Source organism: [Roseibacterium] beibuensis (assembly GCF_039542305.1).
Lineage (GTDB): Bacteria > Pseudomonadota > Alphaproteobacteria > Rhodobacterales > Rhodobacteraceae > Roseibacterium > Roseibacterium beibuensis.
In genome coordinates this window covers 243,840-267,730 of record NZ_BAABHW010000001.1, presented here as the reverse complement: position 1 = coordinate 267,730, position 23,891 = coordinate 243,840, and the positions used below count along the sequence as shown (strand labels likewise).

30 protein-coding genes are annotated in these 23,891 nt (G+C 65.0%); 22 read left to right on the top strand and 8 right to left on the bottom strand.

The window, feature by feature from the left end; all coding sequences use genetic code 11:
• Positions 1–35 precede the first annotated feature (35 nt).
• Together rimO and cutA are read left to right on the top strand one after the other, a co-directional pair.
• Positions 36–1,406, top strand: coding sequence for a 30S ribosomal protein S12 methylthiotransferase RimO (gene rimO, locus ABD923_RS01340; RefSeq protein ID WP_259547101.1), 1,371 nt, complete (start codon positions 36–38; stop codon positions 1,404–1,406).
• A 106-nt stretch (positions 1,407–1,512) separates the two neighbouring features.
• Positions 1,513–1,836: a divalent-cation tolerance protein CutA gene (gene cutA, locus ABD923_RS01335; RefSeq protein ID WP_259547102.1), complete on the top strand. Its 324-nt coding sequence runs from the start codon at positions 1,513–1,515 to the stop codon at positions 1,834–1,836.
• On the opposite strand, the gene ABD923_RS01330 is transcribed toward cutA, so the two are convergent.
• The 3 genes from ABD923_RS01330 to ABD923_RS01320 form a co-directional block, all read right to left on the bottom strand.
• The gene (locus tag ABD923_RS01330; RefSeq protein WP_259547103.1) at positions 1,821–2,105 is read right to left on the bottom strand and encodes a DUF6455 family protein; all 285 of its coding nucleotides are present in this window, start codon (positions 2,103–2,105) and stop codon (positions 1,821–1,823) included. The two genes, cutA and ABD923_RS01330, sit on opposite strands and share 16 nt — an antisense overlap.
• Before the next feature lie 54 nt (positions 2,106–2,159).
• Positions 2,160–2,414: a DUF6455 family protein gene (locus ABD923_RS01325; protein ID WP_259547104.1), complete on the bottom strand. Its 255-nt coding sequence runs from the start codon at positions 2,412–2,414 to the stop codon at positions 2,160–2,162.
• Between the two features lie 119 nt (positions 2,415–2,533).
• Entirely contained in the window at positions 2,534–3,253 is a 720-nt protein-coding gene (locus tag ABD923_RS01320; protein ID WP_259547106.1) for a M48 family metallopeptidase, read from the bottom strand.
• Between the two features lie 102 nt (positions 3,254–3,355).
• On the opposite strand from ABD923_RS01320, the gene ABD923_RS01315 reads away from it, so the two are divergent.
• The gene (locus ABD923_RS01315; protein ID WP_259547108.1) at positions 3,356–3,742 is read left to right on the top strand and encodes a thiol-disulfide oxidoreductase DCC family protein; all 387 of its coding nucleotides are present in this window, start codon (positions 3,356–3,358) and stop codon (positions 3,740–3,742) included.
• A 9-nt stretch (positions 3,743–3,751) separates the two neighbouring features.
• Complete coding sequence (locus ABD923_RS01310; RefSeq protein ID WP_222189101.1) at positions 3,752–3,994, top strand: hypothetical protein; 243 nt, start codon at positions 3,752–3,754, stop codon at positions 3,992–3,994.
• Between the two features lie 4 nt (positions 3,995–3,998).
• Here the strand turns inward: ABD923_RS01310 and ABD923_RS01305 are convergent, their stop codons facing one another.
• Positions 3,999–4,346 carry a TraR/DksA family transcriptional regulator gene (locus tag ABD923_RS01305; RefSeq protein ID WP_259547110.1) on the bottom strand — a complete coding sequence of 116 codons (348 nt, stop codon included), beginning with the start codon at positions 4,344–4,346 and terminating at the stop codon, positions 3,999–4,001.
• Positions 4,347–4,385: 39 nt separating this feature from the next.
• On the bottom strand, positions 4,386–4,649 hold the full coding sequence (locus tag ABD923_RS01300; protein WP_259547111.1) for a DUF167 domain-containing protein: 264 nt from the start codon (positions 4,647–4,649) through the stop codon (positions 4,386–4,388).
• A gap of 98 nt (positions 4,650–4,747) precedes the next feature.
• Here ABD923_RS01300 and ABD923_RS01295 point away from each other — a divergent pair, with 98 nt between their 5' ends.
• The 4 genes from ABD923_RS01295 to ABD923_RS01280 all read left to right on the top strand — a co-directional run bounded on the left by ABD923_RS01295 (position 4,748) and on the right by ABD923_RS01280 (position 7,685).
• Entirely contained in the window at positions 4,748–5,851 is a 1,104-nt protein-coding gene (locus ABD923_RS01295; RefSeq protein ID WP_259547113.1) for a class II histone deacetylase, read from the top strand.
• 88 nt (positions 5,852–5,939) lie between these two features.
• The gene (locus ABD923_RS01290) at positions 5,940–6,644 is read left to right on the top strand and encodes a CoA transferase subunit A (protein ID WP_259547114.1); all 705 of its coding nucleotides are present in this window, start codon (positions 5,940–5,942) and stop codon (positions 6,642–6,644) included.
• The gene (locus tag ABD923_RS01285; protein WP_259547115.1) at positions 6,644–7,282 is read left to right on the top strand and encodes a 3-oxoacid CoA-transferase subunit B; all 639 of its coding nucleotides are present in this window, start codon (positions 6,644–6,646) and stop codon (positions 7,280–7,282) included. The genes ABD923_RS01290 and ABD923_RS01285 overlap by 1 nt, the downstream gene beginning before the upstream one ends.
• The gene (locus ABD923_RS01280) at positions 7,275–7,685 is read left to right on the top strand and encodes an acyl-CoA thioesterase (protein WP_259547116.1); all 411 of its coding nucleotides are present in this window, start codon (positions 7,275–7,277) and stop codon (positions 7,683–7,685) included. Before ABD923_RS01285 ends, ABD923_RS01280 begins: the two co-directional genes overlap by 8 nt.
• A 7-nt stretch (positions 7,686–7,692) precedes the next feature.
• On the opposite strand, the gene ABD923_RS01275 is transcribed toward ABD923_RS01280, so the two are convergent.
• Entirely contained in the window at positions 7,693–8,547 is an 855-nt protein-coding gene (locus ABD923_RS01275; RefSeq protein WP_259547117.1) for a lytic transglycosylase domain-containing protein, read from the bottom strand.
• A 274-nt stretch (positions 8,548–8,821) separates the two neighbouring features.
• On the opposite strand from ABD923_RS01275, the gene ABD923_RS01270 reads away from it, so the two are divergent.
• From ABD923_RS01270 to cpaB, 3 genes are all read left to right on the top strand, one after another.
• Positions 8,822–9,064, top strand: a complete 243-nt coding sequence (locus ABD923_RS01270; protein WP_259547118.1) for a hypothetical protein — start codon at positions 8,822–8,824, stop codon at positions 9,062–9,064.
• A gap of 272 nt (positions 9,065–9,336) precedes the next feature.
• The gene (locus ABD923_RS01265) at positions 9,337–9,609 is read left to right on the top strand and encodes a hypothetical protein (RefSeq protein WP_259547119.1); all 273 of its coding nucleotides are present in this window, start codon (positions 9,337–9,339) and stop codon (positions 9,607–9,609) included.
• Positions 9,610–9,866: 257 nt separating this feature from the next.
• Positions 9,867–10,691, top strand: a complete 825-nt coding sequence (cpaB, locus tag ABD923_RS01260) for a Flp pilus assembly protein CpaB (RefSeq protein ID WP_259547120.1) — start codon at positions 9,867–9,869, stop codon at positions 10,689–10,691.
• Positions 10,692–10,729: 38 nt separating this feature from the next.
• Here cpaB and ABD923_RS01255 read toward each other — a convergent pair whose 3' ends face one another.
• On the bottom strand, positions 10,730–10,957 hold the full coding sequence (locus ABD923_RS01255; protein WP_259547121.1) for a hypothetical protein: 228 nt from the start codon (positions 10,955–10,957) through the stop codon (positions 10,730–10,732).
• On the opposite strand from ABD923_RS01255, the gene ABD923_RS01250 reads away from it, so the two are divergent.
• From ABD923_RS01250 to ABD923_RS01205, 10 genes are all read left to right on the top strand, one after another.
• Positions 10,941–12,332 (top strand): type II and III secretion system protein family protein, encoded by a 1,392-nt coding sequence (locus ABD923_RS01250; protein WP_259547123.1) that lies wholly within the window; start codon positions 10,941–10,943, stop codon positions 12,330–12,332. The two genes, ABD923_RS01255 and ABD923_RS01250, sit on opposite strands and share 17 nt — an antisense overlap.
• 8 nt (positions 12,333–12,340) lie before the next feature.
• The gene (locus ABD923_RS01245; RefSeq protein ID WP_405048277.1) at positions 12,341–12,994 is read left to right on the top strand and encodes an OmpA family protein; all 654 of its coding nucleotides are present in this window, start codon (positions 12,341–12,343) and stop codon (positions 12,992–12,994) included.
• A gap of 264 nt (positions 12,995–13,258) precedes the next feature.
• Positions 13,259–14,542 carry a CpaE/TadZ family protein gene (locus ABD923_RS01240; protein WP_259547125.1) on the top strand — a complete coding sequence of 428 codons (1,284 nt, stop codon included), beginning with the start codon at positions 13,259–13,261 and terminating at the stop codon, positions 14,540–14,542.
• Positions 14,543–14,550: 8 nt separating this feature from the next.
• Positions 14,551–16,011: a TadA family conjugal transfer-associated ATPase gene (locus tag ABD923_RS01235; protein ID WP_259547127.1), complete on the top strand. Its 1,461-nt coding sequence runs from the start codon at positions 14,551–14,553 to the stop codon at positions 16,009–16,011.
• A gap of 6 nt (positions 16,012–16,017) precedes the next feature.
• Complete coding sequence (locus ABD923_RS01230) at positions 16,018–16,986, top strand: type II secretion system F family protein (RefSeq protein ID WP_259547129.1); 969 nt, start codon at positions 16,018–16,020, stop codon at positions 16,984–16,986.
• 52 nt (positions 16,987–17,038) lie between these two features.
• Complete coding sequence (locus ABD923_RS01225; RefSeq protein ID WP_259547131.1) at positions 17,039–18,019, top strand: type II secretion system F family protein; 981 nt, start codon at positions 17,039–17,041, stop codon at positions 18,017–18,019.
• A 107-nt stretch (positions 18,020–18,126) separates the two neighbouring features.
• On the top strand, positions 18,127–18,693 hold the full coding sequence (locus tag ABD923_RS01220; RefSeq protein ID WP_222189137.1) for a tetratricopeptide repeat protein: 567 nt from the start codon (positions 18,127–18,129) through the stop codon (positions 18,691–18,693).
• A gap of 54 nt (positions 18,694–18,747) precedes the next feature.
• The gene (locus ABD923_RS01215; RefSeq protein ID WP_222189138.1) at positions 18,748–19,602 is read left to right on the top strand and encodes a tetratricopeptide repeat protein; all 855 of its coding nucleotides are present in this window, start codon (positions 18,748–18,750) and stop codon (positions 19,600–19,602) included.
• A gap of 3 nt (positions 19,603–19,605) precedes the next feature.
• On the top strand, positions 19,606–20,112 hold the full coding sequence (locus ABD923_RS01210; RefSeq protein WP_259547132.1) for a prepilin peptidase: 507 nt from the start codon (positions 19,606–19,608) through the stop codon (positions 20,110–20,112).
• An 81-nt stretch (positions 20,113–20,193) separates the two neighbouring features.
• Positions 20,194–21,513 carry an ATPase gene (locus ABD923_RS01205; RefSeq protein ID WP_259547133.1) on the top strand — a complete coding sequence of 440 codons (1,320 nt, stop codon included), beginning with the start codon at positions 20,194–20,196 and terminating at the stop codon, positions 21,511–21,513.
• Between the two features lie 98 nt (positions 21,514–21,611).
• Here the strand turns inward: ABD923_RS01205 and ABD923_RS01200 are convergent, their stop codons facing one another.
• A complete protein-coding gene (locus ABD923_RS01200; RefSeq protein ID WP_259547134.1) occupies positions 21,612–23,126 on the bottom strand; it encodes an MDR family MFS transporter in 1,515 nt (504 codons plus the stop codon).
• Positions 23,127–23,267: 141 nt separating this feature from the next.
• Between ABD923_RS01200 and ABD923_RS01195 the strand changes: the two genes are divergently transcribed.
• Complete coding sequence (locus tag ABD923_RS01195; protein WP_222189146.1) at positions 23,268–23,867, top strand: MarR family winged helix-turn-helix transcriptional regulator; 600 nt, start codon at positions 23,268–23,270, stop codon at positions 23,865–23,867.
• Positions 23,868–23,891: the final 24 nt, after the last annotated feature.

The following is a 23,891-nucleotide window of genomic DNA, read 5'->3' as shown; positions in this document are numbered from 1 at the left end:
TTTCCGCAGCGCGTCGAAGCCAGTATGGGCAGCGCATGAGCACGAACCCACCCGACCTGCGCCCCGATCTCGCGCCCCGCGCCCGCATCACCGAGGCCCCCCGCCCCGGCCAGCCGACCATCGGCATGGTCTCGCTTGGCTGTCCCAAGGCGCTGGTGGACAGCGAACGCATCCTGACCCGGCTGCGCGCCGAGGGGTATGCGATCAGCCCCGACTATGCCGGGGCCGACGCGGTGATCGTGAACACCTGCGGGTTCCTCGACAGCGCCAAGGCCGAAAGCCTCGAGGCCATCGGCGAGGCGCTGACCCAGAATGGCCGCGTCATCGTCACCGGCTGCCTGGGCGCGGAACCCGACTACATTACCGGCGCGCATCCCAAGGTTCTGGCTGTCACCGGCCCGCACCAGTACGAGCAGGTGCTGGACGCGGTGCATGCCGCCGTGCCGCCCGACCCCGACCCGTTCGTGGACCTGCTGCCGGCCACGGGCGTGTCGCTGACACCACGTCATTACAGCTACCTCAAGATCTCGGAGGGCTGCGATCACAAGTGCAAGTTCTGCATCATCCCCGACATGCGCGGTCGCCTTGCGTCGCGCCCGGTCGCGGCCGTGACGCGCGAGGCCGAGAAACTGGTCGCCGCCGGGGTGAAGGAACTGCTGGTCATCAGCCAGGACACCTCGGCCTATGGCACGGATTGGAAAGGGCGCGAGAGCAAGTTTCCGATCCTCGACCTTTCCACAGAGTTATCCAAGCTCGGGGCTTGGGTACGCCTGCATTATGTCTACCCTTATCCCCATGTGCGCGACCTGATCCCGCTGATGGCTGACCCGTCGAACGGGCTGCTGCCCTATCTCGACATCCCGTTCCAGCACGCCCATCCCGACACGCTGAAACGCATGGCGCGGCCCGCCGCCGCCTCGCGCACGCTGGACGAGATCGCCGCGTGGCGCCGTGACTGCCCGGGCATCACGCTGCGCTCCACCTTCATCGTCGGCTATCCCGGCGAGACCGAGGAGGAATTCCAGACGCTGCTCGACTGGATGGATGAGGCGCAACTCGATCGCGTTGGCTGCTTCAAATACGAGAACGTCGGGGGCGCGCGCTCCAACGCGCTGCCCGATCACGTGCCCGAAGAGGTCAAGGAAGAGCGTTGGCACCGCTTCATGGCAAAGGCGCAGGCCATTTCCGAGGCCAAGCTTGCGGCCAAGGTCGGCCAGCGCATGACCGTTCTGGTGGACGAGATCGACGAGGATGGCGCCACCTGCCGCACCATGGCCGACGCGCCCGAGATCGACGGCAACCTTTTCATCGACGAAGGGGTCGAGGGCCTGTCGCCCGGCGATTTCGTCGAGGTCGAGGTGGACGAGGCCAGCGAATACGACCTCTGGGGCAAACGCCTCGGCTAGGGGTGGCATCCTCGCAGCGACAAGTTTCTGGGGCTTGCATTGCGCGTCAGCGATGCAACTCTGCACTGGTCCGTTGCTTTGTCGTTCACCCCGGGGGAGGCTGCCCATGATCCATGTCACGACCACCTGCGCCAATCTCGATCAGGCCCGTGAGATCGCACGCGAGGTTCTGACCGCGCGCCTCGCCGCCTGTGTGAACATCACGCCCGGCGTGGTCAGCCTGTTTCACTGGCAAGGGCAGATCGAAGAGGACACGGAGGTGACACTTGTCGCCAAGACCACGCCGGAACGCCGCGCGGATCTGGTGGCCGCGATCCAGCGCAGCCATCCCTACGATCTGCCGGTCATTTCCTGGGAAGAGGTCGGCACGACGCCGGACGCCCGCCGCTGGTGCTACGCCGAAACCGGCGCGGCTCAGTCCCCGGACTGACCGCCAAGCACGCGGTCGAAAAACGCGACATTGGGACAGGCGCGCGGGACATCCGTTGCGCCGGGTTGCTGCGCCTTGAGCCAGCAATCGCAGCCTTCGGTCCAGGCGCAACTGCGGCAACGCTGGACCACGCCGGCCCAGTCCGCATGGCTGATCCGCCCTTCTTCCAGCGCCCGTTGCAGATCGGCACCCGAGGCATTCGCCATGCCAAGCGCCAGCCAGTAGTGGCGCTTTTCATCGCCCAGCTTGTGGATCTGTTCTTCAACCATGGGGAAATGTCCTCTCCGACGGACAGCGATGGCAGGATCGCGAATTCGGGGGTCTCAGCGCGTCGCCAAGTCCTTCAGGCGTTCTCCGTTGCGGCAATAGGTGGGTGCATTTTCGGCGCTGCCGGTTCTCTGCAACCAGTCCTTGCAGCCCTCCGGATCGGTGCATCCGGTACAGACGAGCAGCATGTCCAAACGCTCGTCCGGGGGGAGATCCCCGCGCAGTTCCGCCTCGTCGAGATCGGCCCCGAGGGTCGATGCCATGCTCGACATCAATGCATCATGTTCCTGAAACGTCTTCTTGCCAGGCATGGAGCGAACCCTCCCGTTCTGTCGGCAATACCAGACCGCACGCGTTTCCCGCCGGTCCGGGGCACCCTAGAAAACTGTCGTCAAAGCGCCTTGACGCAGATCAAGGCCCGGTCCGGGGCTCAACCGGCGCGCAATTGCGCCAGGGTGCGACGCACGATCTCGATCCGGTTGGCATTGGGGGGATGGGTCGCCAGAAGCTGATCGCCGGGGTCCGGCAGGCGGGTAAAGACCCGGGCCCCCTGGACCGGGTTGAACCCGGCCTCGTAGGCGATGAGGGTGCCGATGGCGTCTGCCTCAAGCTCTGCCGTTTGAGAGTAGCGCCGCGCACCGACGAACGCACCCAGTTCCGCCGCCTCGATCACCGTTTGCCGGTCCGCACCGCGCGCCGCCGCAAGCCCCCCGAGGATGCGTGCCCCCTCGGCCGCCGATCGGGCGCGGCGATCGCGGTGCCGCGCGATATGATGCCCCGCCTCATGACCGATCACGAAGGCCAGCTCATCGGCGTTTCGCATATCGGCCAACAGGCCCACCGTGATCAGGATCACGGGCATCCCGGCCCGATCCGAGGTCTGGAAGGCGTTGACCCCGTTGCGAGGATCGCCATCCAGCAGGATGCGGAAATCGCAGGGCTGGTCCGGTGTCTCGGCGCGGCAGACGGCCTCGGCCACGGGCTCTACCCGGCGGGTGACCGCAACCACGTCCTGCGGCGAGAGGATGGGCGCCGGGGCAACAGCGGGCTCCGGCGCAGGCATCGGCGGCGCGACAGGCACGCAGGCCGCAATCCCCACGATCAGCAGGGCCGCTGCCGCCCGGTGCATGGCTCGAAGTCCCGTCGTCATGGGCGACAAGATTGGGCGACGACACCACGCCGTCCAGCGTGCTCACGCGCTTGTGGTCAGCCGGACCTGTCCAAACACGAACGATCACCTACCTCGCATGGCATGGAACCGGTTCGCATTCTCTACAATGATCGCTGCCCGATCTGCCGCGCCGAGATCGCGCTTTACCGCGCCAAGGCCGAAGCCGCGCAGGCCCCCTTGGTGTTCGACGACCTGAACCAGACCGACCTTGCCGCATGGCACCTGACCCCGGACCAGGCCAAGCGCCGCGTGCATGCCCGCCTGCCCGACGGGCGCATCATCTCGGGCGTTCCGGCCTTCGCCCGGATCTGGGGCACCCTTCCCGGCATGGGCTGGATGGCCCGCGCGGTGAACCTTCCCGTGATCCGGCCTTTGGCCGAGCTGGCCTATAACCGGATCGCGGCGCCCTGGCTCTACCGGCGTCATCTCCGCCGCGAGGCGCTGGACGAACGCCGCGCCCGCCCCTAGGCTGGCCCCATGTTCACCATCGAGCACGATTTCGACGCCACGGTCGTCACCCTCGTCGATGAAGGCGAAACGCCTTTGCAAGAGGACGTCACCATCACCGCCTTCGAGGAATGCGTGACGGTCGAACAACTCGACCCGCGGACCGACCGGGTGCAGAAGGTCACGTTTTCCATGGCGCAATTGCAGGAACTGGCCGCGGCGCTCGACCTGCCCGAGGGCGTCTACCGGTTAAGGATGGAAAGCGACGAGTGACCGCTCATGAGGCGCAGGACACGCAGCGCGTCACGCAAGGATCGACATCCAGTCGCCGCGTGCCGATGAACTCGCCGCAATCCTCGCACCAGCCAAACTCGCCCTCATCGATCCGCCCCAGCGCCGCGTCGATGGCGCGAAGGCGACCGGCGCGGCGCGCTTCCAGCCCCTTGGCCATGGCCTGCCCTTGCAACGCGTCCATCCGGCTGAGCCGCCCAACGGATTGCTGATCCAGTTCCACAGGTTTTCGGGCGTCGCGCGTTTCGTCGGACGAGGCCAGCAGGGTCGCCCTTTCCGCTTCCAGACGTGGTCGGTAGCGCGCGGCGAGGTCTTGGTCTGTCGGATCACTCATCGTGGCAGAGCAGCAGCTTTCGCACCGTCCCGCAACCCGTCACCCGACCCGCACCACCTTGTCGCGCGATGTCGCGCCGCGCACGATCTCCAGCCGCGACTTGGGCACGCCCATGGCCTTGGCCAGCAGCTTCAGGACGGCGGCGTTCGCCGCGCCCTTGTCGGGAATCGCCGTGACATGAACGCGGACCGTGCCGCCCTCGCCCATCTCGATCCGGTCGCGCGCCGCCTTGGGCGTGACGCGCAGCGAAATCTCGCGCCCCTCCACCACCAGATGGCTCAAATCCGGCAGATCTCTTGCCATATCCTGCGGTTTCTCCCGATCCATCCACAGGCCCGGATCGCCCATTGCAGCGCCCCCGACCCGGCGGCATAGTCCGCGAAACACCGCAGGAGGGCCATATGCGCACGGGATTTTTCTGGGACGAACGCTGTTTCTGGCACTCGGGCGGCAACTACGCCTTCCTGCTTCCGGTCGGCGGCCTGGTCCAGCCCGCCGCGGCCGGGGGCCTGCCCGAGAACCCCGAGACCAAGCGGCGCTTGAAGAACCTGCTCGACGTGACCGGCCTGCTGGCAGAGCTGGATGCCCGCTCGGCCGATCCGGTGACGGAGGCTGACCTGCTCCGCGTGCATCCGCCCGAATATGTGGACGCCTTCCGCGAGGCGGCGGCATCGGGCGGTGGCGAGTTGGGCTTGCGCACCCCGTTCGGCCCCGACGGGTTCGATACCGCGTCGCTCTCGGCGGGCCTTGCCAAATCCGCCCTCTTCGCGGTGCTTCAGGGCGATCTGGACAATGCCTATGCCCTGTCGCGGCCGCCCGGGCACCACTGCCTGCCTGATTTCCCGAACGGCTTCTGCCTGCTCGCCAATATCGCCATCGCGGTCGAAGCGGCTTTCGATGCGCGCATGGTTGACCGCGTCGCGGTCATCGACTGGGACGTGCACCATGGCAACGGCACCGAGGCGATCTTTTACGACCGCGACGACGTGCTGACCATTTCGCTCCACCAGGAACGCAATTACCCCGCCGACAGCGGCGCTTTCGAGGATCGCGGCACGGGGGCGGGCGAGGGCTACAACCTCAACATCCCGCTCCCGCCGGGCGGCGGCCACAGGTGTTACATCGAAGCGATGGAACGGCTGGTCATCCCGCAGCTACAGGCCTTTCAACCCGACGCGATCATCGTCGCCTGCGGCTTCGACGCCTCGGGCGTCGACCCGCTTTCCCGCATGCTGGCCGGGTCCAACACCTTCCGCGAGATGACCGAGATGGTCATGGCGGCGGCCAGCGACCTCTGTGACGGGCGTCTCGTCCTTGTCCACGAGGGCGGCTATTCCGAGGCGCATGTTCCTTTCTGCGGACATGCCGTGATCGAGGCGCTGTCGGGCAGCGCCATCACCGCCGAGGACCCGCTGGCCCACCGCATCGGCTTTCAGCAGCCGGGACCGCGGTTCGATGCCTATTGTTCCCAGATCATCGCCGAGATGGAGGATGCCCTCGGCTGAACCTGCGCCGCAACGCGGCATCGCGCGTTGACTTCACCGCCGACCCGCGCCACGTTGCGCGCGGTTTTCGAGAGGGGGAAAGACACCCATGAAGAAGGTTTACGGCTCCGCCGAAGAGGCCCTGGACGGGCTTCTGCACGACGGCATGCTGATCGCGTCGGGGGGCTTTGGCCTCTGCGGCATTCCCGAGCTTCTGATCGACGCTCTGGTCAAATCCGGCGTCAAGGATCTGACCGTGGCGTCCAATAATGCGGGCGTCGATGATTTCGGCCTCGGCAAGCTCCTGACGACCAAGCAGGTCAAGAAGATGATGTCGTCCTACGTGGGTGAGAACGCCGAGTTCATGCGCCAGTACCTCTCGGGCGAGCTGGAGCTGGAATTCAACCCGCAGGGCACGCTGGCCGAACGCATGCGCGCCGGCGGCTGCGGCATCCCCGGTTTCTACACCAAGACCGGCGTGGGCACCGTCATCGCCGAGGGCAAGGAACACAAGGAGTTCGACGGCGAAACCTACATCATGGAGAAAGGCATCTTCGCCGACCTCTCCATCGTGAAGGCGTGGAAGGCCGACGAGACCGGCAACTGCATCTTCCGCAAGACCGCCCGCAACTTCAATCCGCCGGCCGCCATGTGCGGCAAGGTCTGCGTCATGGAAGTCGAGGAAATCGTGCCGGTGGGCAGCCTCGACCCCGACCACATCCATCTGCCGGGCATCTACGTGCACCGCCTGGTGCAGGGCGAGCACGAGAAACGGATCGAACAGCGCACGACGCGCAAGCGGGAGGAAGCCTGATGTCTGCTGAAACAAAAGGCTGGGACCGGAACCAGATGGCCGCCCGCGCGGCCCAGGAACTCGAAGACGGCATGTACGTGAACCTCGGGATCGGCATCCCGACGCTGGTGGCCAACTATGTCGGCGACAAGGACATCACGCTGCAATCCGAGAACGGCATGCTGGGCATGGGCCCCTTCCCCTTCGAGGGCGAGGAAGACCCCGACCTGATCAATGCCGGCAAGCAGACGATCACCGAACTGCCGCGCACCGCCTATTTCGACAGCGCCACATCCTTTGGCATGATCCGCGGTGGCAAGATCGCCGCCGCGATCCTCGGCGCGATGGAAGTGTCCGAGAAGGGCGACCTCGCCAACTGGATGATCCCCGGAAAGCTGGTGAAGGGTATGGGCGGCGCGATGGACCTCGTGGCAGGTGTCGGCCGCGTGATCGTCGTGATGGACCACCAGAACAAGCACGGCGAGTCCAAGGTCCTCAAGGACTGCACCTTGCCGCTGACGGGCAAGGGCGTGGTGGACCGCATCATCACCAATCTCGGTGTGCTGGACGTGGCCCACAAGGGATTGCAGATCGTCGAACTGGCCCCCGGCGTCACCCGTGACGAGATGATTGCCGCGACCGAGGCGACGATTGTCTGAGGTCGCCCCGAGCGCCCCGGCGGGGCCATCGGGCACGCTGACGCTTCAGACCGTGCCGATGCCCGCCGACACCAACTCGGGCGGCGATGTGTTCGGGGGCTGGGTCGTCAGCCAGATGGACATCGCCGCCGGAACCACGGCTGCGCAGCGGGCCCAGGGCCGCTGCGCCACCGTTGCGATCGAGGCATTGCGCTTTCACGCGCCCGTCCTCGTGGGTGATCTCTTCTCGGTCTACAGCAGCATCGTGAGAACCGGGCGCACCTCGATCACCATGCACATCGAGGCGTGGGTCCGCCGTCAGCGCACGGGCGAGCATCTGATGGTCACCGAGGGCGATTTCACCTTCGTGGCGATCTCGGAATCGGGCGTCACGCGCTCACTGCCGCCAGACCCCGACGCCTGATCCGGCCTTATTGAACCGCCATCGGCTGGAAGACACACCCATCCGACACCAGAAGTGGTGGCGTCCGGCACAGGTTGCGCGCGAGGTCCCACGCGGCCAGAACGCGCGGCACGTAACTGCGCGTCTCGGGGTAGTCGGGCACGCCGCCTGCGCGCCGTACCGCGCCCTCGCCTGCATTATAGGCCGCCAGCACCAGCAGCGGGTCGCGGTCGAACTCCCCCATCAGCCAATCGAGATAGGCGATTCCCCCGGTGATGTTCTGAAGCGGGTCGAACGCATCCTCCACCCCGAAGCGCGCCGCCGTGTCCGGCATCAATTGCATCAGGCCTTGAGCGCCCGCGTGGCTTGTCACCTCGGCGCGCCCCGCGCTTTCGACCGCGATCACGGCCAGCGCAAGGGCCGGTGAGATCTCGGTCCCGATGGACGCCATCAGCAAGTCGCGCCCATGCGCCTCGGCCAATCGAAGCATATCGTCCAGCCGTGGCGCGCCCAGATCGGCCGCTTCGCCAGCTTGCGCCAGATGGTCCCGGGCCGCCCAGAACCGCCCCGGATCGGCGGGCAGGCTGGGACTGATCGCCGACCAGAACCAGTCCGCGGACGCTTCCCCGGGCGCCTCTGCGCGCGGTGCGGACGGGGCTGCGGCCGCTGTCGGCTCCACCGCCGCCCCCGGTGCCGGAGTCGTGAAATTGTCGCCGGGTCTGATTTGCACCGTGATGCGCGGCCCCGTGTGGCCAGGGCCGGGGGGCGAAATCAAACGTATCCCGCCGCCCGCGCCCTCCTGTGCCGCAACGGGCAAAGCGACCGATGCCACCACGATGTGCACCAGAACGGCCCTGCCGATCCGCGAAACGAGATACCCCATGAGACTGCTCTCTTATGCCTGACGGGCCGAACGCCCTTGTTTTCCGGGCAATCCGCCCCCTTGGCGCGGCACCCCGCCTGCTTTTCGAGGAATCATGCCGGTCGCAGGGCCGCAAAACAACCCCGGAGAATTCGAATTAAAATCTCATGAACGCCCAATTCCCGCCGCGATCCGAGACGACATTCACCCCATCGAAACGGTGAGGGCACCGAGAACTCGTCCCGATCCACACCAAAGCAAGAGCCTCGCGCTACGACATACAGGAGCAAGACCAATGACCGCACTGATCAAGAACTTCGCAAAATCCGAATCCGGCGCCGTGACCGTTGACTGGGTCGTGCTGACCGCTGCCATCGTGGGCCTCGGCCTCGCCGTCATGGCCGTCGTCTCGGGCGGCGTCGAAGACCTCGCCAACGACATTGACGGCCAGCTGACCGGCCAGGTGATCGATCAGACATTCTCGGGCGATGGCTCGGGGCTTGATTTCTCGGCACCTGCTGCTGGCAACGACGGCTAATGAGCCGTCTGCTCATTCGCAGTCAAGGGCCGCCCATCCGGGCGGCCCTTTTCGTCTTGCAGCCGACAAAACAGGCCCTTTTATTCAAAGCCTATTGAAAGGCGCAATCCGCGACCTGCGTCCGTCACATTCCTGCCCCGGGTTTCCGGCCAGTCTGCCCCTGCGTTCAAAGCGCCGGTGCAGAAAGCACCCGGCCGCCTGATCGCGACATCTGTCGCACCGGCGGGCCGCTCACCAATCACATCGACATCTGATGAGCAGGAGTGCTGACAATGGCCTTTTCGCAGTTCAAAACCTTTCTTTCCGACGAGTCCGGCGCCGTCACGGTCGACTGGGTCGTCCTGACCGCCGCCATCGTGGGCCTCGGCCTGGCCGTCATGGCCGTGGTCTCGGGCGGGATCGAGGACCTCTCCTCGAACATCTCTGACGGGATGACCAACATGGATCTCCAGGACAGCTTCACGAACGGCGCTTTGACCACCACCCTCGGAGACGGCGCCGGTGCGGGTGCCGGTGCGGGTGACGGTGCCGGTGACGGCAGCTGAACCATTCGGCCCGAAGCCCTCGCCGTTCATATCCTGCGGCGAGGGCTGCTCGCCATCGGCCCCACCGTCGGCCTTCTGATATCAAGCGTGGCTCCGACAGGCCCTGAAGCGCCACCAGACATCCAAGACGCGACCATCTTTTCGCCCGATTCATCGGGCACAGTCCGTTAACCGAAGGAGTGCGTGGCCGGTTTGCCCCCACTTCCAACACCAAGAAACGACAAGATTATCGAGAGCAGTCAAAGGGGAACGCGACGATGCGCCTGATCTTCATTCTCGTCCTTCTGGTCGGAGTCGGCCTCGCGGCATTCGCGGTCTCGGTCGCCAAGGACCGGTTCGACCAATACCAAACGGCGCTGGCCGAACAGCGCGAAGCCATCGTGCCCACCACGCAGGTTTTCGTGGTGACCCGCCAGGTGCGCTACGGCGAGCGTCTGCGCCCGAACGATGTGGAAGCCGTGCGCTGGCCCGCCGATCACGTGCCGTTCGGGGCCTTCACCTCGCTCGAAGATATCTTCCCCCCCGACACAGATGAACTGCGCACGGTTTTGCGCTTGATGGAAACGGACGAACCGCTGCTGCGCACCAAGGTGACCGCGCCGGGCGCGGATGCGGGCGTCGCGTCGCGCCTTGAAGAGGGCATGCGGGCGCTGGCGCTGCGCGTGGACGTGACAACGGGTGTGTCCGGTTTCCTGCGTCCCGGCGACCGTGTCGATGTCTACTGGACCGGCAATGGCCGCGAAGGCGAACGGCTGACGCGCCTCATCCGGTCGAATGTCCAGATCATCGCGATCGACCAGATCGCAGACGAGGATCGCAACAACCCGACCGTGGCCCGCACCATTACCGTCATGGCGCATCCCGGCGATATCGCCGCCCTGACACAGGCTCAGGCGTCGGGCTCGTTGACGCTTGCACTGGTGGGTGTCGGCGACGAGACTGAAAGCGAGGAGGTCGAAGTCTCGACCAGCCAGCTCCTCGGCGCGGTCGAAGCCGCCCCCAGCGCGGCCCCCGAGATCTGCACCGTGCGCGCCCGCCGCGGCGGCGAGGTCATGGTCACCCAGGTGCCCTGCACCAACTGAGCCCCTTCCGCGTCGCCCCCGGCGCACCATCTGACGTCTCACAGCGCCCCGACTGTCGTGAACAGCGACACGCCGGGGCGCTTTTTCGCATCGGCACCGTCGATTTTTATCCACAACGTGCCCTTTCGACCACATAAACAGTGCCCCGCAACATCGTGATTCTTGCGCGAAAAGCGAATTTGATGCACTGTGAACGAAATGGGCGGCCAATCGGACAACGCCCAACAGAGGCATAAAGGCAGGTTCACCATGCGTGTGACGACCATTCTGAGCGCGGCCCTCCTGGGCCTATTCACGGCATTTTCGCATCCCGGCACTGCCGACGCCCAAGGGCTGCGCGTGCTGGAAGGCGCCACCTCGGCCACCCTGCGCGTGCCGCTGAACAGGGCTGTCGTGGTGGAAAGCGAAACGCTTTTTGCCGAACTGTCAGTCGCCAACCCCGCCATCGCCGATATCGCGACCTTGTCCGAACGCTCCATCTACGTTCTGGGCCGCTCGCCCGGTCGCACGACTATGACACTGCTCTCGGCGGAGGGAAGCCTGATCGCCAATGTCGAGATCCAGGTCGTGCCAGACGTGGCCGAGCTGCGCGAACGCCTGCGCGAGATCCTGCCCGGCGAACCGATCGAGGTGCGCACCGCAAATGACGGCATCGTGCTGTCGGGCACCGTTGGCTCGGCCCAGGCTGTCGAGCGCGCCATGCAGCTGGCCGAGCGCTATGCGCCGGGCAGCGTGTCGAACCTGATGCTCGTCGGCGGCACCCAGCAGGTCATGCTGCAGGTCCGTTTCGCTGAAATGCAGCGCAGTGTCCGACAGGAACTGTCGACCTCGCTCGGGATCAGCGGCGGCGAAGGGAATTTCGGGGTAACAATCGGCACCGGCACAACGGGGACCGGACCTTCGACTTTCGGCGGAAGCAACCTCCTCGTCGGTGACGCCGGCGAGCGCGCCGGCGGCCTCGGTGTCAGCTTTGGGGCCGGTTCCCTACAGTTGTCCGTCCTGCTGGAAGCACTCGAATCGAACGGTCTCGTGCGGACTCTGGCCGAACCCAACCTGTCCGCTCTGTCCGGCAGCACGGCAACCTTCCTTGCCGGCGGCGAATACGCGATCCCCACGGAGTCCGAAAGCGGGGGCACGACTGTCGAGTTCAAGCCCTTCGGCATCAATCTGTCCTTCATTCCCACTGTAGTGGATGGCGACATCATTAACCTCGAATTGATTGCCGAGATTTCCTCGATCGGCGAAATCATCGAGGGAACGGACATCCCGTCGCTCAACACCCGCCGCGCTGCGACGACGGTCGAGATGCGCGATGGCGAAAGCTTCGCGATCGCCGGTCTATTGCAGGATGACTTCCGCAGCTCATTGGGCGAAGTGCCTTGGCTCAGCGACCTGCCGGTGCTCGGCACCTTGTTCCGGTCCTCCAGCTACCAGCGGGCCCAGTCCGAACTGGTCATCATTATCAGCGCCCACCTCGTGACACCCGTGCGTGGCGAGGCGCTGACCCTGCCCACCGACCTCGTGCAGATCCCGACCGAGAACGAGCTGTTCTTCCAGGGACGTGTGGAGGGGCGCGGCACCGCCGCTGGCGATGTTGCGGCACAGGATTTCACCGGTTCCTACGGCTACGTGATGGATTGAGCGAAACCATGATCAGCGCAACACACCGCCCCGCCCGCAAAACCACCGTGGCCCGCCTGATGTCGGGCGCCGCAGCGGCCAGCCTTGTCATGGCCCTTACGGCTTGCGATGCACCCATCCTCGATGGCGGTCGCGAACTTGGGTGGCAGTTGGACGAAGACGGCCACTTCGGCGAGGCGACGCGCAACAATATCGGCTTCCACACCGGCGAACTGCAATACGGTGAGATCCTTGCCGAGCGTTTCGCCGCCGAGGTGCCGACGACGATCAACTTCGCCTTCAACTCCGCCACGCTGGACGAAGAGGCCCGCGCCGTGTTGCGCCAGCAGGCCCGCTTCATCCGCCATTTCCCCGAGGTGCGCTTCTCGGTCTACGGCCATACCGACCTGGTGGGCAGCCGCGCCTACAACCAACGGCTCGGCTTGCGCCGCGCCCGCGCGGCGGTGGATTTCCTGGTCAGCCAAGGCGTTGAACGCTCGCGCCTCGAAGCGCTGGTCTCGCTTGGCGAGACCTCTCCCATCGTCGCCACCGAAGAACGAGAGCGTCGCAACCGGCGCACCGTCACCGAGGTCACGGGCTTCGTGCAATCGCATCCGTTGGTTCTGGATGGAGAATACGCGCGCATCATCTACCGCGCCTATCAGGGCGTCAGCAGCGACTGATCGCATCTCGCGCGGGGCCGGTTCCGGCGGCCCCCCGCGTCCCGCCGGCCAGGCGGTTGAGAAGACCGGCTTTTCCCGGATCGCAAACAGAATCCCCAAATTCCGTCCCATTGTCGCCCCTTTTGCCGGGCAGCTTTGCCCGTGAAGAGGTCCGAGTCCGTCCGGCATCCCGGGGACGCGCCCCTTCCCCTGAGCGCGACCGAGCAGACACGTGCCAGGGCATAACGACGATCCGGAAACCCGGACCAGACTGGGAATTGAGGAATGAGTAGCGGACTGGCACTACGATCCGAACCGGCGCCCATCGTGGCCTGTACCGTGTCACGCAATGTGCAGAGTTTCGACCTGCTGATTGAAGACATGGAGACGGAACTCGGCGAAGGCTGGGGCGATCTCGGCTTCGACGAGGCGCGCGCTTTTCTCACGCAACCCGAAGCGGAAGACCTGCGGTTCATCGCGCTTGCCATCGACGCCGAAGACGAGGCGGATATCGGCAGCCTCGGCGAAATCATCAAAACGGCAATCCAGGCCGATGTCCGTGTGATCCTCGTGGCAAATGGCGTCTCGCCGGCGGCCCTGCACCAACTGCTCAAGCTGGGTGCGGCCGATTTCCTGCCTTACCCTTTGGCCGAAGGTGCCCTGCATGACGCGATCGAGCGCCTGAAGGAACCTGCCGACCCACCCGCAGTGTCAGCCGCACCGATCCCGGCACAGCCTGCAAAAGACGTGGCGCCGCCCGAGAATGCAAAGCCGCAACTGGGCGGGCGCGGCGCCTTGTTCGCCGTGCAGAACCTGGCAGGTGGCACAGGCGCAAGCACGCTGGCGACCAACCTTGCGTGGGAACTGGCCCATGCCGACAAGAAAACATCGCCCTCCGTCTGCCTGATGGATTTCGATCTGCAATTCGGATCGATCGCGACCTACCTCGATCTGCCCCGCCGCGACGTGGTGGTGGAGATGCTGCAAGACGCGCAAAGCATGGATGTCGATGCGTTCCGGCAGGCACTGGTCGGCTATGGCGACAAGATTTCGGTCTTCACCGCCCCGCCAGAAATCCTGCCGCTGGATATCGTCGGGCCGGAAGACCTGGACGCCCTGCTGAACTATGCGCAGGAGTGTTTCGACATCGTCATCGTGGATATGCCGCGCAGCCTCGTGGTCTGGACCGAAACGATCCTGAACCGCGCCGATATCTTCTTCGCCACCCTGGAGCTTGACCTGCGCTCGGCCCAGGACGCGATGCGTTTCATCAAGGCGCTGCGCTCCGAGGATCTGCCGCTTGAAAAGGTGCAATATGTCCTGAACCGCGCGCCCGGCTTGACCGACCTGTCGGGCAAGACCCGCGCCAAGAAGATGGCCGAAAGCCTCGGCGTCGAGATCAGCACCTTCCTGCCCGAGGGCGGCAAACAGGTCATGGCCGCAGGCGACAATGGCCAGCCGCTTGCCGAAATTGCCAAGAAGAACCCGCTGCGCAAGGAAATCGCCAAGCTCGCCCAGGGCTTGTTCACGGCGATGGTTGGCGACACCGCCGTCACCAAGAAAAGGTAAGCTCCGCGATGTTCTCGAAATACCGCAAGCCAGGAACGCCCAAGCTTTCAGAGGTGCCCGCCGCATCCGCGTCCCGGCCCGAGGCCGCAACCTCCGCCGACGCCACGGACAAGCCCAAGGTCGCGCGCAAACAGGTGCCGGTTTCGGAGATCCCCGTCGCCGCGTCACCGACCAGCAACGAAAAGGATGCCAAGCGCCGCCAGCGTCTCGATGAAATCAAGACCGAGATGCATCACCGCCTGCTCGACAACCTGAACCTGTCGGCGCTGGAAACCGCCAAGGAAAGCGAGCTGCGCGCCGAGATCACCGCCATCACCAGCGAACAGCTGGCCGAGATGGGTGTTGTGCTGAACCGCGAGGATCGCCAGACCCTCAATGTCGAACTGTTCGACGAGGTCACCGGCCTCGGCCCGCTGGAGCCGCTGCTGAAGGACGACACGGTCAACGATATCCTGGTGAACGGCCCGAACCGGGTGTTCGTGGAACGCGCGGGCAAGCTGCAACTCTCCGATGTGCGCTTCAAGGACGAACGCCACCTGTTGCGCATCATCGACAAGATCGTGTCGGCCGTGGGCCGCCGCGTCGACGAGTCGAACCCCTATGTCGACGCCCGCCTCAAGGACGGCTCGCGTTTCAACGCGATGGTGCCGCCGGTTGCCGTGGATGGCAGCCTCGTCTCGATCCGGAAATTCAAGAAGGAAAAGCTGGGCATCGACGACCTGGTGAAGTTCGGCGCCTTCTCGGAAGAGATGGCCGCCTATCTCCAGGCTGCGGTCGCCACGCGCCTCAACGTCATCGTCTCGGGCGGGACGGGTTCGGGTAAGACGACCACGCTCAACGCGCTGTCATCCTTCATCGACAACAAGGAACGCATCCTGACGATCGAGGACACGGCGGAGCTTCAGCTTCAGCAGGTCCATGTCGGCCGGATGGAAAGCCGCCCGCCCAACGTCGAGGGCAAGGGCGCCGTCACCCAGCGTGACTGTCTGCGCAACGCCCTGCGGATGCGCCCCGACCGCATCATCGTCGGCGAGACCCGCGGCGAGGAAGTGATCGACATGTTGCAGGCCATGAACACGGGCCATGACGGCTCGATGACCACGATCCACGCCAACAGCGCCCGCGACGCATGTTCGCGCCTTGAAAACATGGTCGCCATGTCGGGCATCGAGATGCCGATCAAGGCGGTGCGCGCCCAGATCTCTTCGGCCGTGAACCTGATCGTGCAGGCCAGCCGCCTGCAGGACGGCTCGCGCCGGATGGTTTCGATCACCGAGGTCACCGGCATGGAGGGCGAGGTCATCTCCATGCAGGAGGTGTTCCGCTACCAGCGCACCGGCCTGAAACCCGACGGCACCATCATCGGTCATTTCACCGCCTGCGGTGTGCGCTCGCACTATGCCGACCGCTTCCGCCAGTGGGGGTACGACCTGCCGACATCCATTTACGAACCCGTCGCGGCGGAGTGATCTGACATGCAGCTTTCCATCGAACCGCTTATCTATATCGGCATCTTCGTCGCGGTCATCCTGCTGGTCGAAGGTGTCTATCTCGCCGTTTTCGGCAAGACGATCAGCCTGAACGCCCGCGTCAATCGCCGCCTGTCCCTGCTGGAACAGGGCTCTTCGCGCGAGGACGTGTTGGCACAGCTTCGCAAGGAGATGAACCAGCACAAGGGCAAGGTGCGCATCCCCTTCTATTCGCTGATCGCGGACAAGGCGAACAAGGCCTCGATCGCCTTCTCGCCCGAACAGCTGATGATGGTCATGGCCGGGATCACCGTCGCCGCCTTTCTGGGCTTGACCATCCTGACCACCGCGGGCTTTTCGATCCGCATCCTCGTGTCGGTCATCATGGGGGTCGGCGCCGTCTATTACTGGGTCAATTCCAAGGCCAAGAAACGCATCGCCGCGCTGGAAGAGCAACTGCCCGACGCAGTTGAACTGATGGTGCGCTCGCTGCGCGTGGGCCACCCCTTCGTGTCGGCCGTCGCCACCGTGTCGCGCGAGATGTCGGACCCGCTGGCCTCGGAACTGGGCGTCATCGCGGACGAAGCCGCCTATGGCCGCGACATCTCGGAATCGATCCGCGCCATGGCCGAGCGTCTCGACATACAGGACCTCCGCTTCCTTGCCGTGGCCGTGGGCATCCAGCAGAAATCGGGAGGCAACCTCGCCGAGATCCTTCAGGGCCTCGCCGACGTGATGCGCGCGCGCTTCAAGCTGTTCCGCAAGGTCAAGGCGATCACCTCCGAGGCGAAATTCTCGGGCACCTTCCTGTCGTTCTTCCCGATCCTCGCGCTGATCGGCATCAACGTGATGAAGCCCGACTATTACGCCGACGTGATCGACACCCCCGCCTTCATTCCCGCCTGCGCCGTCGTCGCGGTCATGCTGGCGGTAAACATGATCTTCATGAAGATGATGGTGAACATCAAGGTCTGATCCCGGGCGCGCGGGACGCGCCCAACCGGAACGCGAGCAGGACAAAACAAGAATGAACCAGATCCAGAAACTTTTCGACGACGTGAACGACTGGCTCGTGGGTCAGTTCGGTGAGCTTGGCCCCCTTTTCGCGGCCGGCTTGCTTGGCGTGGCGTTGATCCTTCTCGTGCTGCCGGCGGTTCTGAAAAAGGGCAAGGACCCGTTTGCGCGCCTGAACGACGCCGGCAATGATGCCGGCGGCGATGCACCGGCGGCGCGTCTGCGCGCGGGCGGGGGCAAGGATGAGCGCCTCGAACGCTTCTCGCAATTCCTGCAACCGCAGGACCAGGAAGAGCTTTCGAATTCGCAACTCACCATGATCCGCGCGGGCTACCGCTCGAAGAGCGCGGTGCAGATGTTCCACCTGGCTCAGTTGATCGGGGGCATCGGGGGTCTGATCCTGGGGTCGCTCTACCTGCTGATCGGCGGCGGCGGCGGCTCTGCCCAAAGCTCGATCCTGACCGTGCTGCTGCCCGGCTGTATCGGCTACTACGCTCCGAAATACTGGGTCCAGCGCCGTCTTCAGACACGGCAGGACCAGATCGTTTCCGGTTTCCCGGACGCGCTCGACCTCATGCTTGTCTGCGTCGAGGCCGGTCAATCGCTCGACCAAGCGATCAACCGCGTGGCCAAGGAAATCGAAAGCTCCTACCCCGCGCTGGCCGAGGAATTCCTGATGGTCGCCTACGAGATGAAGGCCGGCAAGGACAAGACGCGCGTGCTGCGCGACATGTCGGAACGTGTCGACATCCAGGATATCAACAGCTTCGTGACCACGCTGATCCAGTCGGCCACCTTCGGGACGTCGGTCGCCGAGGCCCTGCGCGTCTATGCCAGCGAAATGCGCGACAAACGCGTCATGCGCGCCGAGGAAAAGGCCAACAAGCTGCCCACAAAGCTGACGCTGGCGACGATGATGTTCTGCGTGCCGCCGCTTCTGATCATCCTGATCGGCCCGTCGGTTTATGGCATCGCGCAAATGCTGGGCAACTGAGGGCAGACAGCTTGGCCGTCTCGCGCTAGACTGCTCGCGAATACCCCGCGCGCGAGGGCCGGACCAACCGGCCCCGCCAGAGCAGTCCGTACCGGGAGAGTCACCCGATGCCGCCCTTATATCGTCTCATCGCGCCTGTCGTCGCGCTGTCGCTTGCCGCCGCCTGCACGCCATCGGGACCGCTGGCCGGGGCAGACCCCGAAGCGCCGGGCATAGATGCCACCGAAGAGTCGGTCGATGGGTTGATCGTGGGACACCGGCTGATGGCATCAGGCGAATACGACCTGGCCCTGCGCGCGTATTACCGCGCCGCGGGCGAGCTTGGACTGAACGTGGACGTGCTTTCGGCGGTGGGGTCGGCCAATCTCCGGCTCGGCCGCATCGGGCAGGCCGAGGACCTTCTGCGCCAGGCCATCGAAGAAGATCCCGAATTCGTCCCTGCGCTCAACAATCTTGGCGTCGTGCTGATGGAACAGGGCGAATACGGCGAGGCCAGCCGGATTTTCCAGCAAGCCTACGCGCTGGATAGTGGCCGTTCGGACGCGATCAGAGACAACTTGAGACTTGCCCTCGCGCGAATGGAAAATTCGGTATATGGTGTGGAAAACGAAGAATACCGTTTCGACCTGATCCGTCGCGGGCCCGGGGTTTACGAACTTCTCGAAACCCCCTGAGACCCGGAAAACAAGGCGACAGGAACGATGCGGACGAGCAGTATGAGGCAGACCATGGTTCCCGATCTCCGGTTCATTCCGGTCCTTTGCGCCGTTCTCGGCCTCGCGGCCTGTGACAGCACCACCAACGCCGATGTCGACCGTGCGCTCGATCCGATGAACGTCATCGACGATACGAACCTGTCCGACATCATGCTGACCGCCGCCGCCCCGGAAGAGGCCGTGACCTATTTCCGCGGCGCGCTGGAAAACGCCCCCGACCGCATCGACTTTCGCCGGGGGCTGGCCTCCAGCCTCGTCCGCGCGAACCGCGCGGCGGAGTCGCTGGTGCATTGGCGCGCCGTGCTCGAAGACGATGCCGCACTTGACCAGGATCGCATCGACTATGCCGATGCACTGATCCGCAATGGCGACTGGGACGAAGCCGAAGAGCAACTCGACCTCATCCCGCCCACCATGGAAACCTACGAGCGCTACCGACTCGAGGCGATGGTGGCCGACAGCAACCAGGAATGGGAGCGCGCGGACTCTTTCTATGAAACCGCCGCCGGCCTGACGACGCGCCCGGCAAGCGTGTTGAACAACTGGGGCTACTCGATGATGACGCGCGGCGATTTCGCCGGCGCCGAGGAACTGTTCATGGAGGCGATCTCTTACGATCCCGACCTCTTCACCGCCAAGAACAACCTCGTCATGGCGCGGGCGGCGCAAGGCAACTACAACCTGCCGCTGGTGCGCATGACCCAGATCGAGCGCGCGCAACTGCTGCACACCGCTGCCCTGGCCGCCATCCGCCAGGGTCAGACCGAAACCGGCCGCGCCCTTCTGGCCGAGGCGATCGACACCCATCCCCAGCATTTCGATGCAGCCGTGCGCGCCCTGCGCGCCCTCGACGCGGAGGCCATCTGACCCATGACCGGACTCGCCCTGACCTTCGAGCAGGCCCTTTGGTTCCTGCCGCTTGCCCTGCCGATCTGCATCTGGGTCGCCATCTCGGACCTGCGCGAGATGCGCATTCCGAACGTCGCCGTTCTGGCGCTGACCAGCGTGTTCCTCGTCGCCGGGCTGGTCGTTCTGCCGATGGACGCCTACCTGATGCGCCTTGCGCAACTTGGCATCGTTCTGCTGGCAGGCTTTGTCATCACGTCGCTCGGTCTTGCCGGGGCGGGCGACAGCAAGTTCGCCGCCGCCATGGCCCCCTTCGTCGCGCCGGGGGACTACCTGTTTTTCCTGATGCTCTTCAGCCTCGTGCTCATCGGGTCCTGGGCCACGCACCGGGGCGCGGGCCGGGTGCCTGCCGTGCGCCGCGCCACGTCCGACTGGGCCTCGTGGGACCGGGGCAAGCTGTTCCCGATGGGCGTCGCGCTGGCCGGGGCGCTGGTGATCTACCTCGCGCTCGGGCTGCGTGCCGGTCTCTGATCACAAGGCCGCCATTCTCTCGCCCAATTCGGACGGCACCCTGATCCAAGCAAGACCTGGACCAAGGTGGGAGCCGTCCACATGAACATGCAGACCGGGGCCGTTGAAGGGTTCGCACCGCCGCCCCTGCGCAGCCTGAAAGACACCCGCCTGACCGTCGTGATGATGCGGGACATCCTGCTCAAGACGGTGTTCCGCAAGAATGTCGAAACGGCGACCGAGATCGGGCAGGCCATCTGCCTGCCGCTTCCGCTGACCCAGCAACTGATCGACATGGCCCGCGAAATGGGGCTGATGCAGGCCACCGGCACGCTGCACGCCACCTCGTCGAACGAGATGGGCTTTCAGCTGACCGATACGGGCAAGGCGCGCGCGCTCGATGCGCTGTCGCAGTCGGAATATTACGGCGCGATGCCCGTCCCGCTTGAGGATTACAAGACGCAGACCAAGCGCCAGTCGGTCAAGAACGTGCAACTGACGCGCGAGCGGCTGCTCGGCTCCATGGGCCACCTGATCCTGCCCGACGGGCTGATCGACCAGCTTGGCCCCGCCGTCGGCTCGGGCCGCTCGGTCCTGATGTACGGCCCGCCGGGCAACGGGAAATCCTCCATCGCCGAAGGCATCCGCGCCGCGATGGGCGACAATATCTACATCCCGCAGGCCGTGACCTATGCCGGGCAAGTCATCACGCTCTATGACCCGATCGTGCACACGCTGGTCGAGGAAAAGCACGACACCGCCGGCAGTCCGCTGCGCAAGGCCTCGGCCCGCTACGATACGCGCTACCTGCTGTGCACGCGTCCGACCGTGATGACGGGGGGCGAGTTGAACCTGTCGATGCTCGACCTCAACTACAACGCGGTCAGCCGGACCTACCAGGCCTCGCTGCAGCTCAAGTCGACCGGCGGCGTCTTCATCGTCGACGACCTTGGCCGACAGGAAGAGCCGCCGCAGGCCCTTATCAACCGCTGGATCGTCCCGATGGAGATGGGCTACGACATCCTCGCCCTGCAATCGGGCGAGAAGTTCGAGGTGCCCTTCGACACGCTTGTCGTGTTCTCGACCAACTTCCACCCGAACAAGATCTTCGACCAGGCCGCGCTGCGCCGGATCTTCTTCAAGGTGAAGATCGACGGCCCGACACAGGACCAGTTCCTGAAGATCCTCGCCATGGTCGCGAAGAAGAAGAAGGTGCCGCTGGACGAGAAATCGCTTCTGCACCTGCTCAAGGTCAAATACCCGACGATCCAGAACGTCTTCGCCAACTACCACGCGAATTTCCTGCTCGATCAGATCATCGCGATCTGCGAGTTCGAGGGCATCCCCTACCAGATGCGTCCCGACCTGATCGATCGGGCGTGGCAGAACCTCTATGTCGACGAGGAAGACATCGTCCACTAACGGCCAGGCGGTTGGAAAACCCTTCCACGAAGGGTTTTCGGCCAGGCAAATCCTTCGTGAAGGATTTGCCTTTCAGCCGTTTTACAACTCGGTGAGCCTCAGCGACCCGCCGCCTTGCCCGACAGGGGCAATTCCTCCAGCCGCGTGGACAGAAGGCAGGCCACGGCCGCCATGACGGCCGCGATGATGAACACCGGGTGCAAGGCCTGGCTGACGCCTGCGATCACCGTTGCCCGAGTGGCTTCGGGCAACGAAGCGACCCATGCAGGCGACATGGAACTGAGGCCCGCCCCGGCCCCCTCGGGCAGCACGCCGGACAGGTTGCGCGCCAGACCCGCCGCGAACAAGGCCCCGAAGAGCGCCGTCCCGATGGAGCCGCCAATCAGTCGGAACATGTTGGCGCTGGCCGTGCCCACGCCCAGCATCTTGACAGGCACCGCGTTCTGGATCGCCGCCACCCCGACCGAAAAGACCGGACCAAGGCCAAGCCCCACGAACAGAAGCGCCGTTGCAATGGCCCAAAGCGGGCTCTGCCCCGTCACGGTGGCGAGATAGACCATCGCCAGTGCAAGAAGCGCGGTGGAGAGCGTCGGCATCAGCTTGTAACGCCCGGTGCGGGACATCACGACGCCCGCGGCGTTCGAGGCGAGGATCAGGCCCAGCATCATCGGCAGGATGAACAGACCCGATACCGTCGGGCTGACGCCCTTGGCCACCTGCAGGAAGAGCGGCAGGAAGGTGATCGTCCCGAACATCGCCGTGCCCACCATGAACCCCACGCCGTTGACCACCAGGAACGTGTTGTTTCGGAAGAGTTGCAGCGGAAGGATCGGCTCCGCCGCGCGTTGTTCGACCAAGATGAACCCGGCCAGCCCCCCTATGGCAAGCACCAGTAACGCCAGCGTGGCTGGATCGCGCCACCCCAGGACACCGCCCAGGTTCGACAGCATCACCGCCGAGGACAGAAGCACCGCCAGCAGCACACCACCGGCATAATCCACGTGGCGCTTGCCGCTATCGGCCGGTCCGGGCAATGCGCGGGACAGCACCAGCAAGGCCGCCAGCCCCACCGGGAGGTTGACGAAGAAGATCCAGTGCCAGCTCAGCGTCTCGACCAGGGCACCGCCCAAGAGGGGCCCGATCGCCGCCGAAACGCCGAAGGCCGCGCCGAGCACGCCTTGCGCCTTGCCGCGTTCTCGTGCCGGGAGCACGTCGGCCACGACCGCCATGGACAGAACGATCAGGCTGCCGCCGCCGAGGCCCTGAATGGCCCGGCCCGCGATCAGCACCCCGAAATTCCAGGCCACGCCGCAGATCACGGCGCCGACCACGAAAACGGCGATGGCGCCCTGCATCACGATGCGCCGCCCGTAAAGGTCGCCCAGCTTGCCCGAGATCGGCGCCCCGACCGTCGAGGCCAGCAGGTAGACCGTGATCGCCCAGGAGAGGTGCTCCAACCCTCCAAGATCCGCCGTGATGATCGGCAAGGCAGGCGACACGATGGTCTGCCCGAGCGAGGCAAAAAGCAGCGTCACCGCCACCGCTATCAGGATCAACCGGACGGTGACGTCCTCGGCGCTGTCATCGGGGGCGAGATCGGGAACCGACGTCATCGCGACAAAACTCCACAAGGCCCCTGCATATGCTGGCACAGGGACGGAAAAAGGGTGTAAATATGTGTTTGGTACACTTATGTGCACTTAACATTTATATGCATTCCACATGCATTTGCGTCAAGGCAGAGCCGGGGAAAAATGCCCAAGCGAGAAGAGACCATCCGTGACGAACTGACCGAGGCCGGCATCGCCGAGCCGACGCTCGACGCCGCCTTCGCCGTCGACGCCATCCTTCAGAAATGGCGTCGGCGCGTCGTCAAGCGCGAGCTTGGCACCCGCGCGCTGAACGAGCTTGGCCTTGACCTGGACCTGGCGCAGCTCGACGCGCTCATGGCCGTTTGGGCACCGGTCAATGAGTTTGACGACTCACCCGACGGGGAAACCATGGTCGCAACGGTCGCCGACCGGCTGGGCATCGACCCGTCCCGCGCCTCGCGCCTGACGGCGGACCTGATCCGTCTTGGCCTGATCCGCCGCGCCGTCAGCCAGGTGGACGGGCGGCGCACGATCCTGGAGCCGACCGACCTGGGCCACGAGGTCGTCCGCGCCGTCCGGCTCTACAAATTCGCGGCGCTTGGCGATTTCCTGTCCGGCTGGACGGAGGAGGAGGTGGCCACCTTCCTGCCGCTGCTCGACCGGTTCACAACGTGGTCCGAGCAAAGCGACCGGTTCCCGCAGCACCTGCGCGACCGGATCGAGACCCTGCGCACGACCCTGCCCAAGCTGGGCGAAACCTGAAAACCCTTCTCGAAGGGCTTTCGG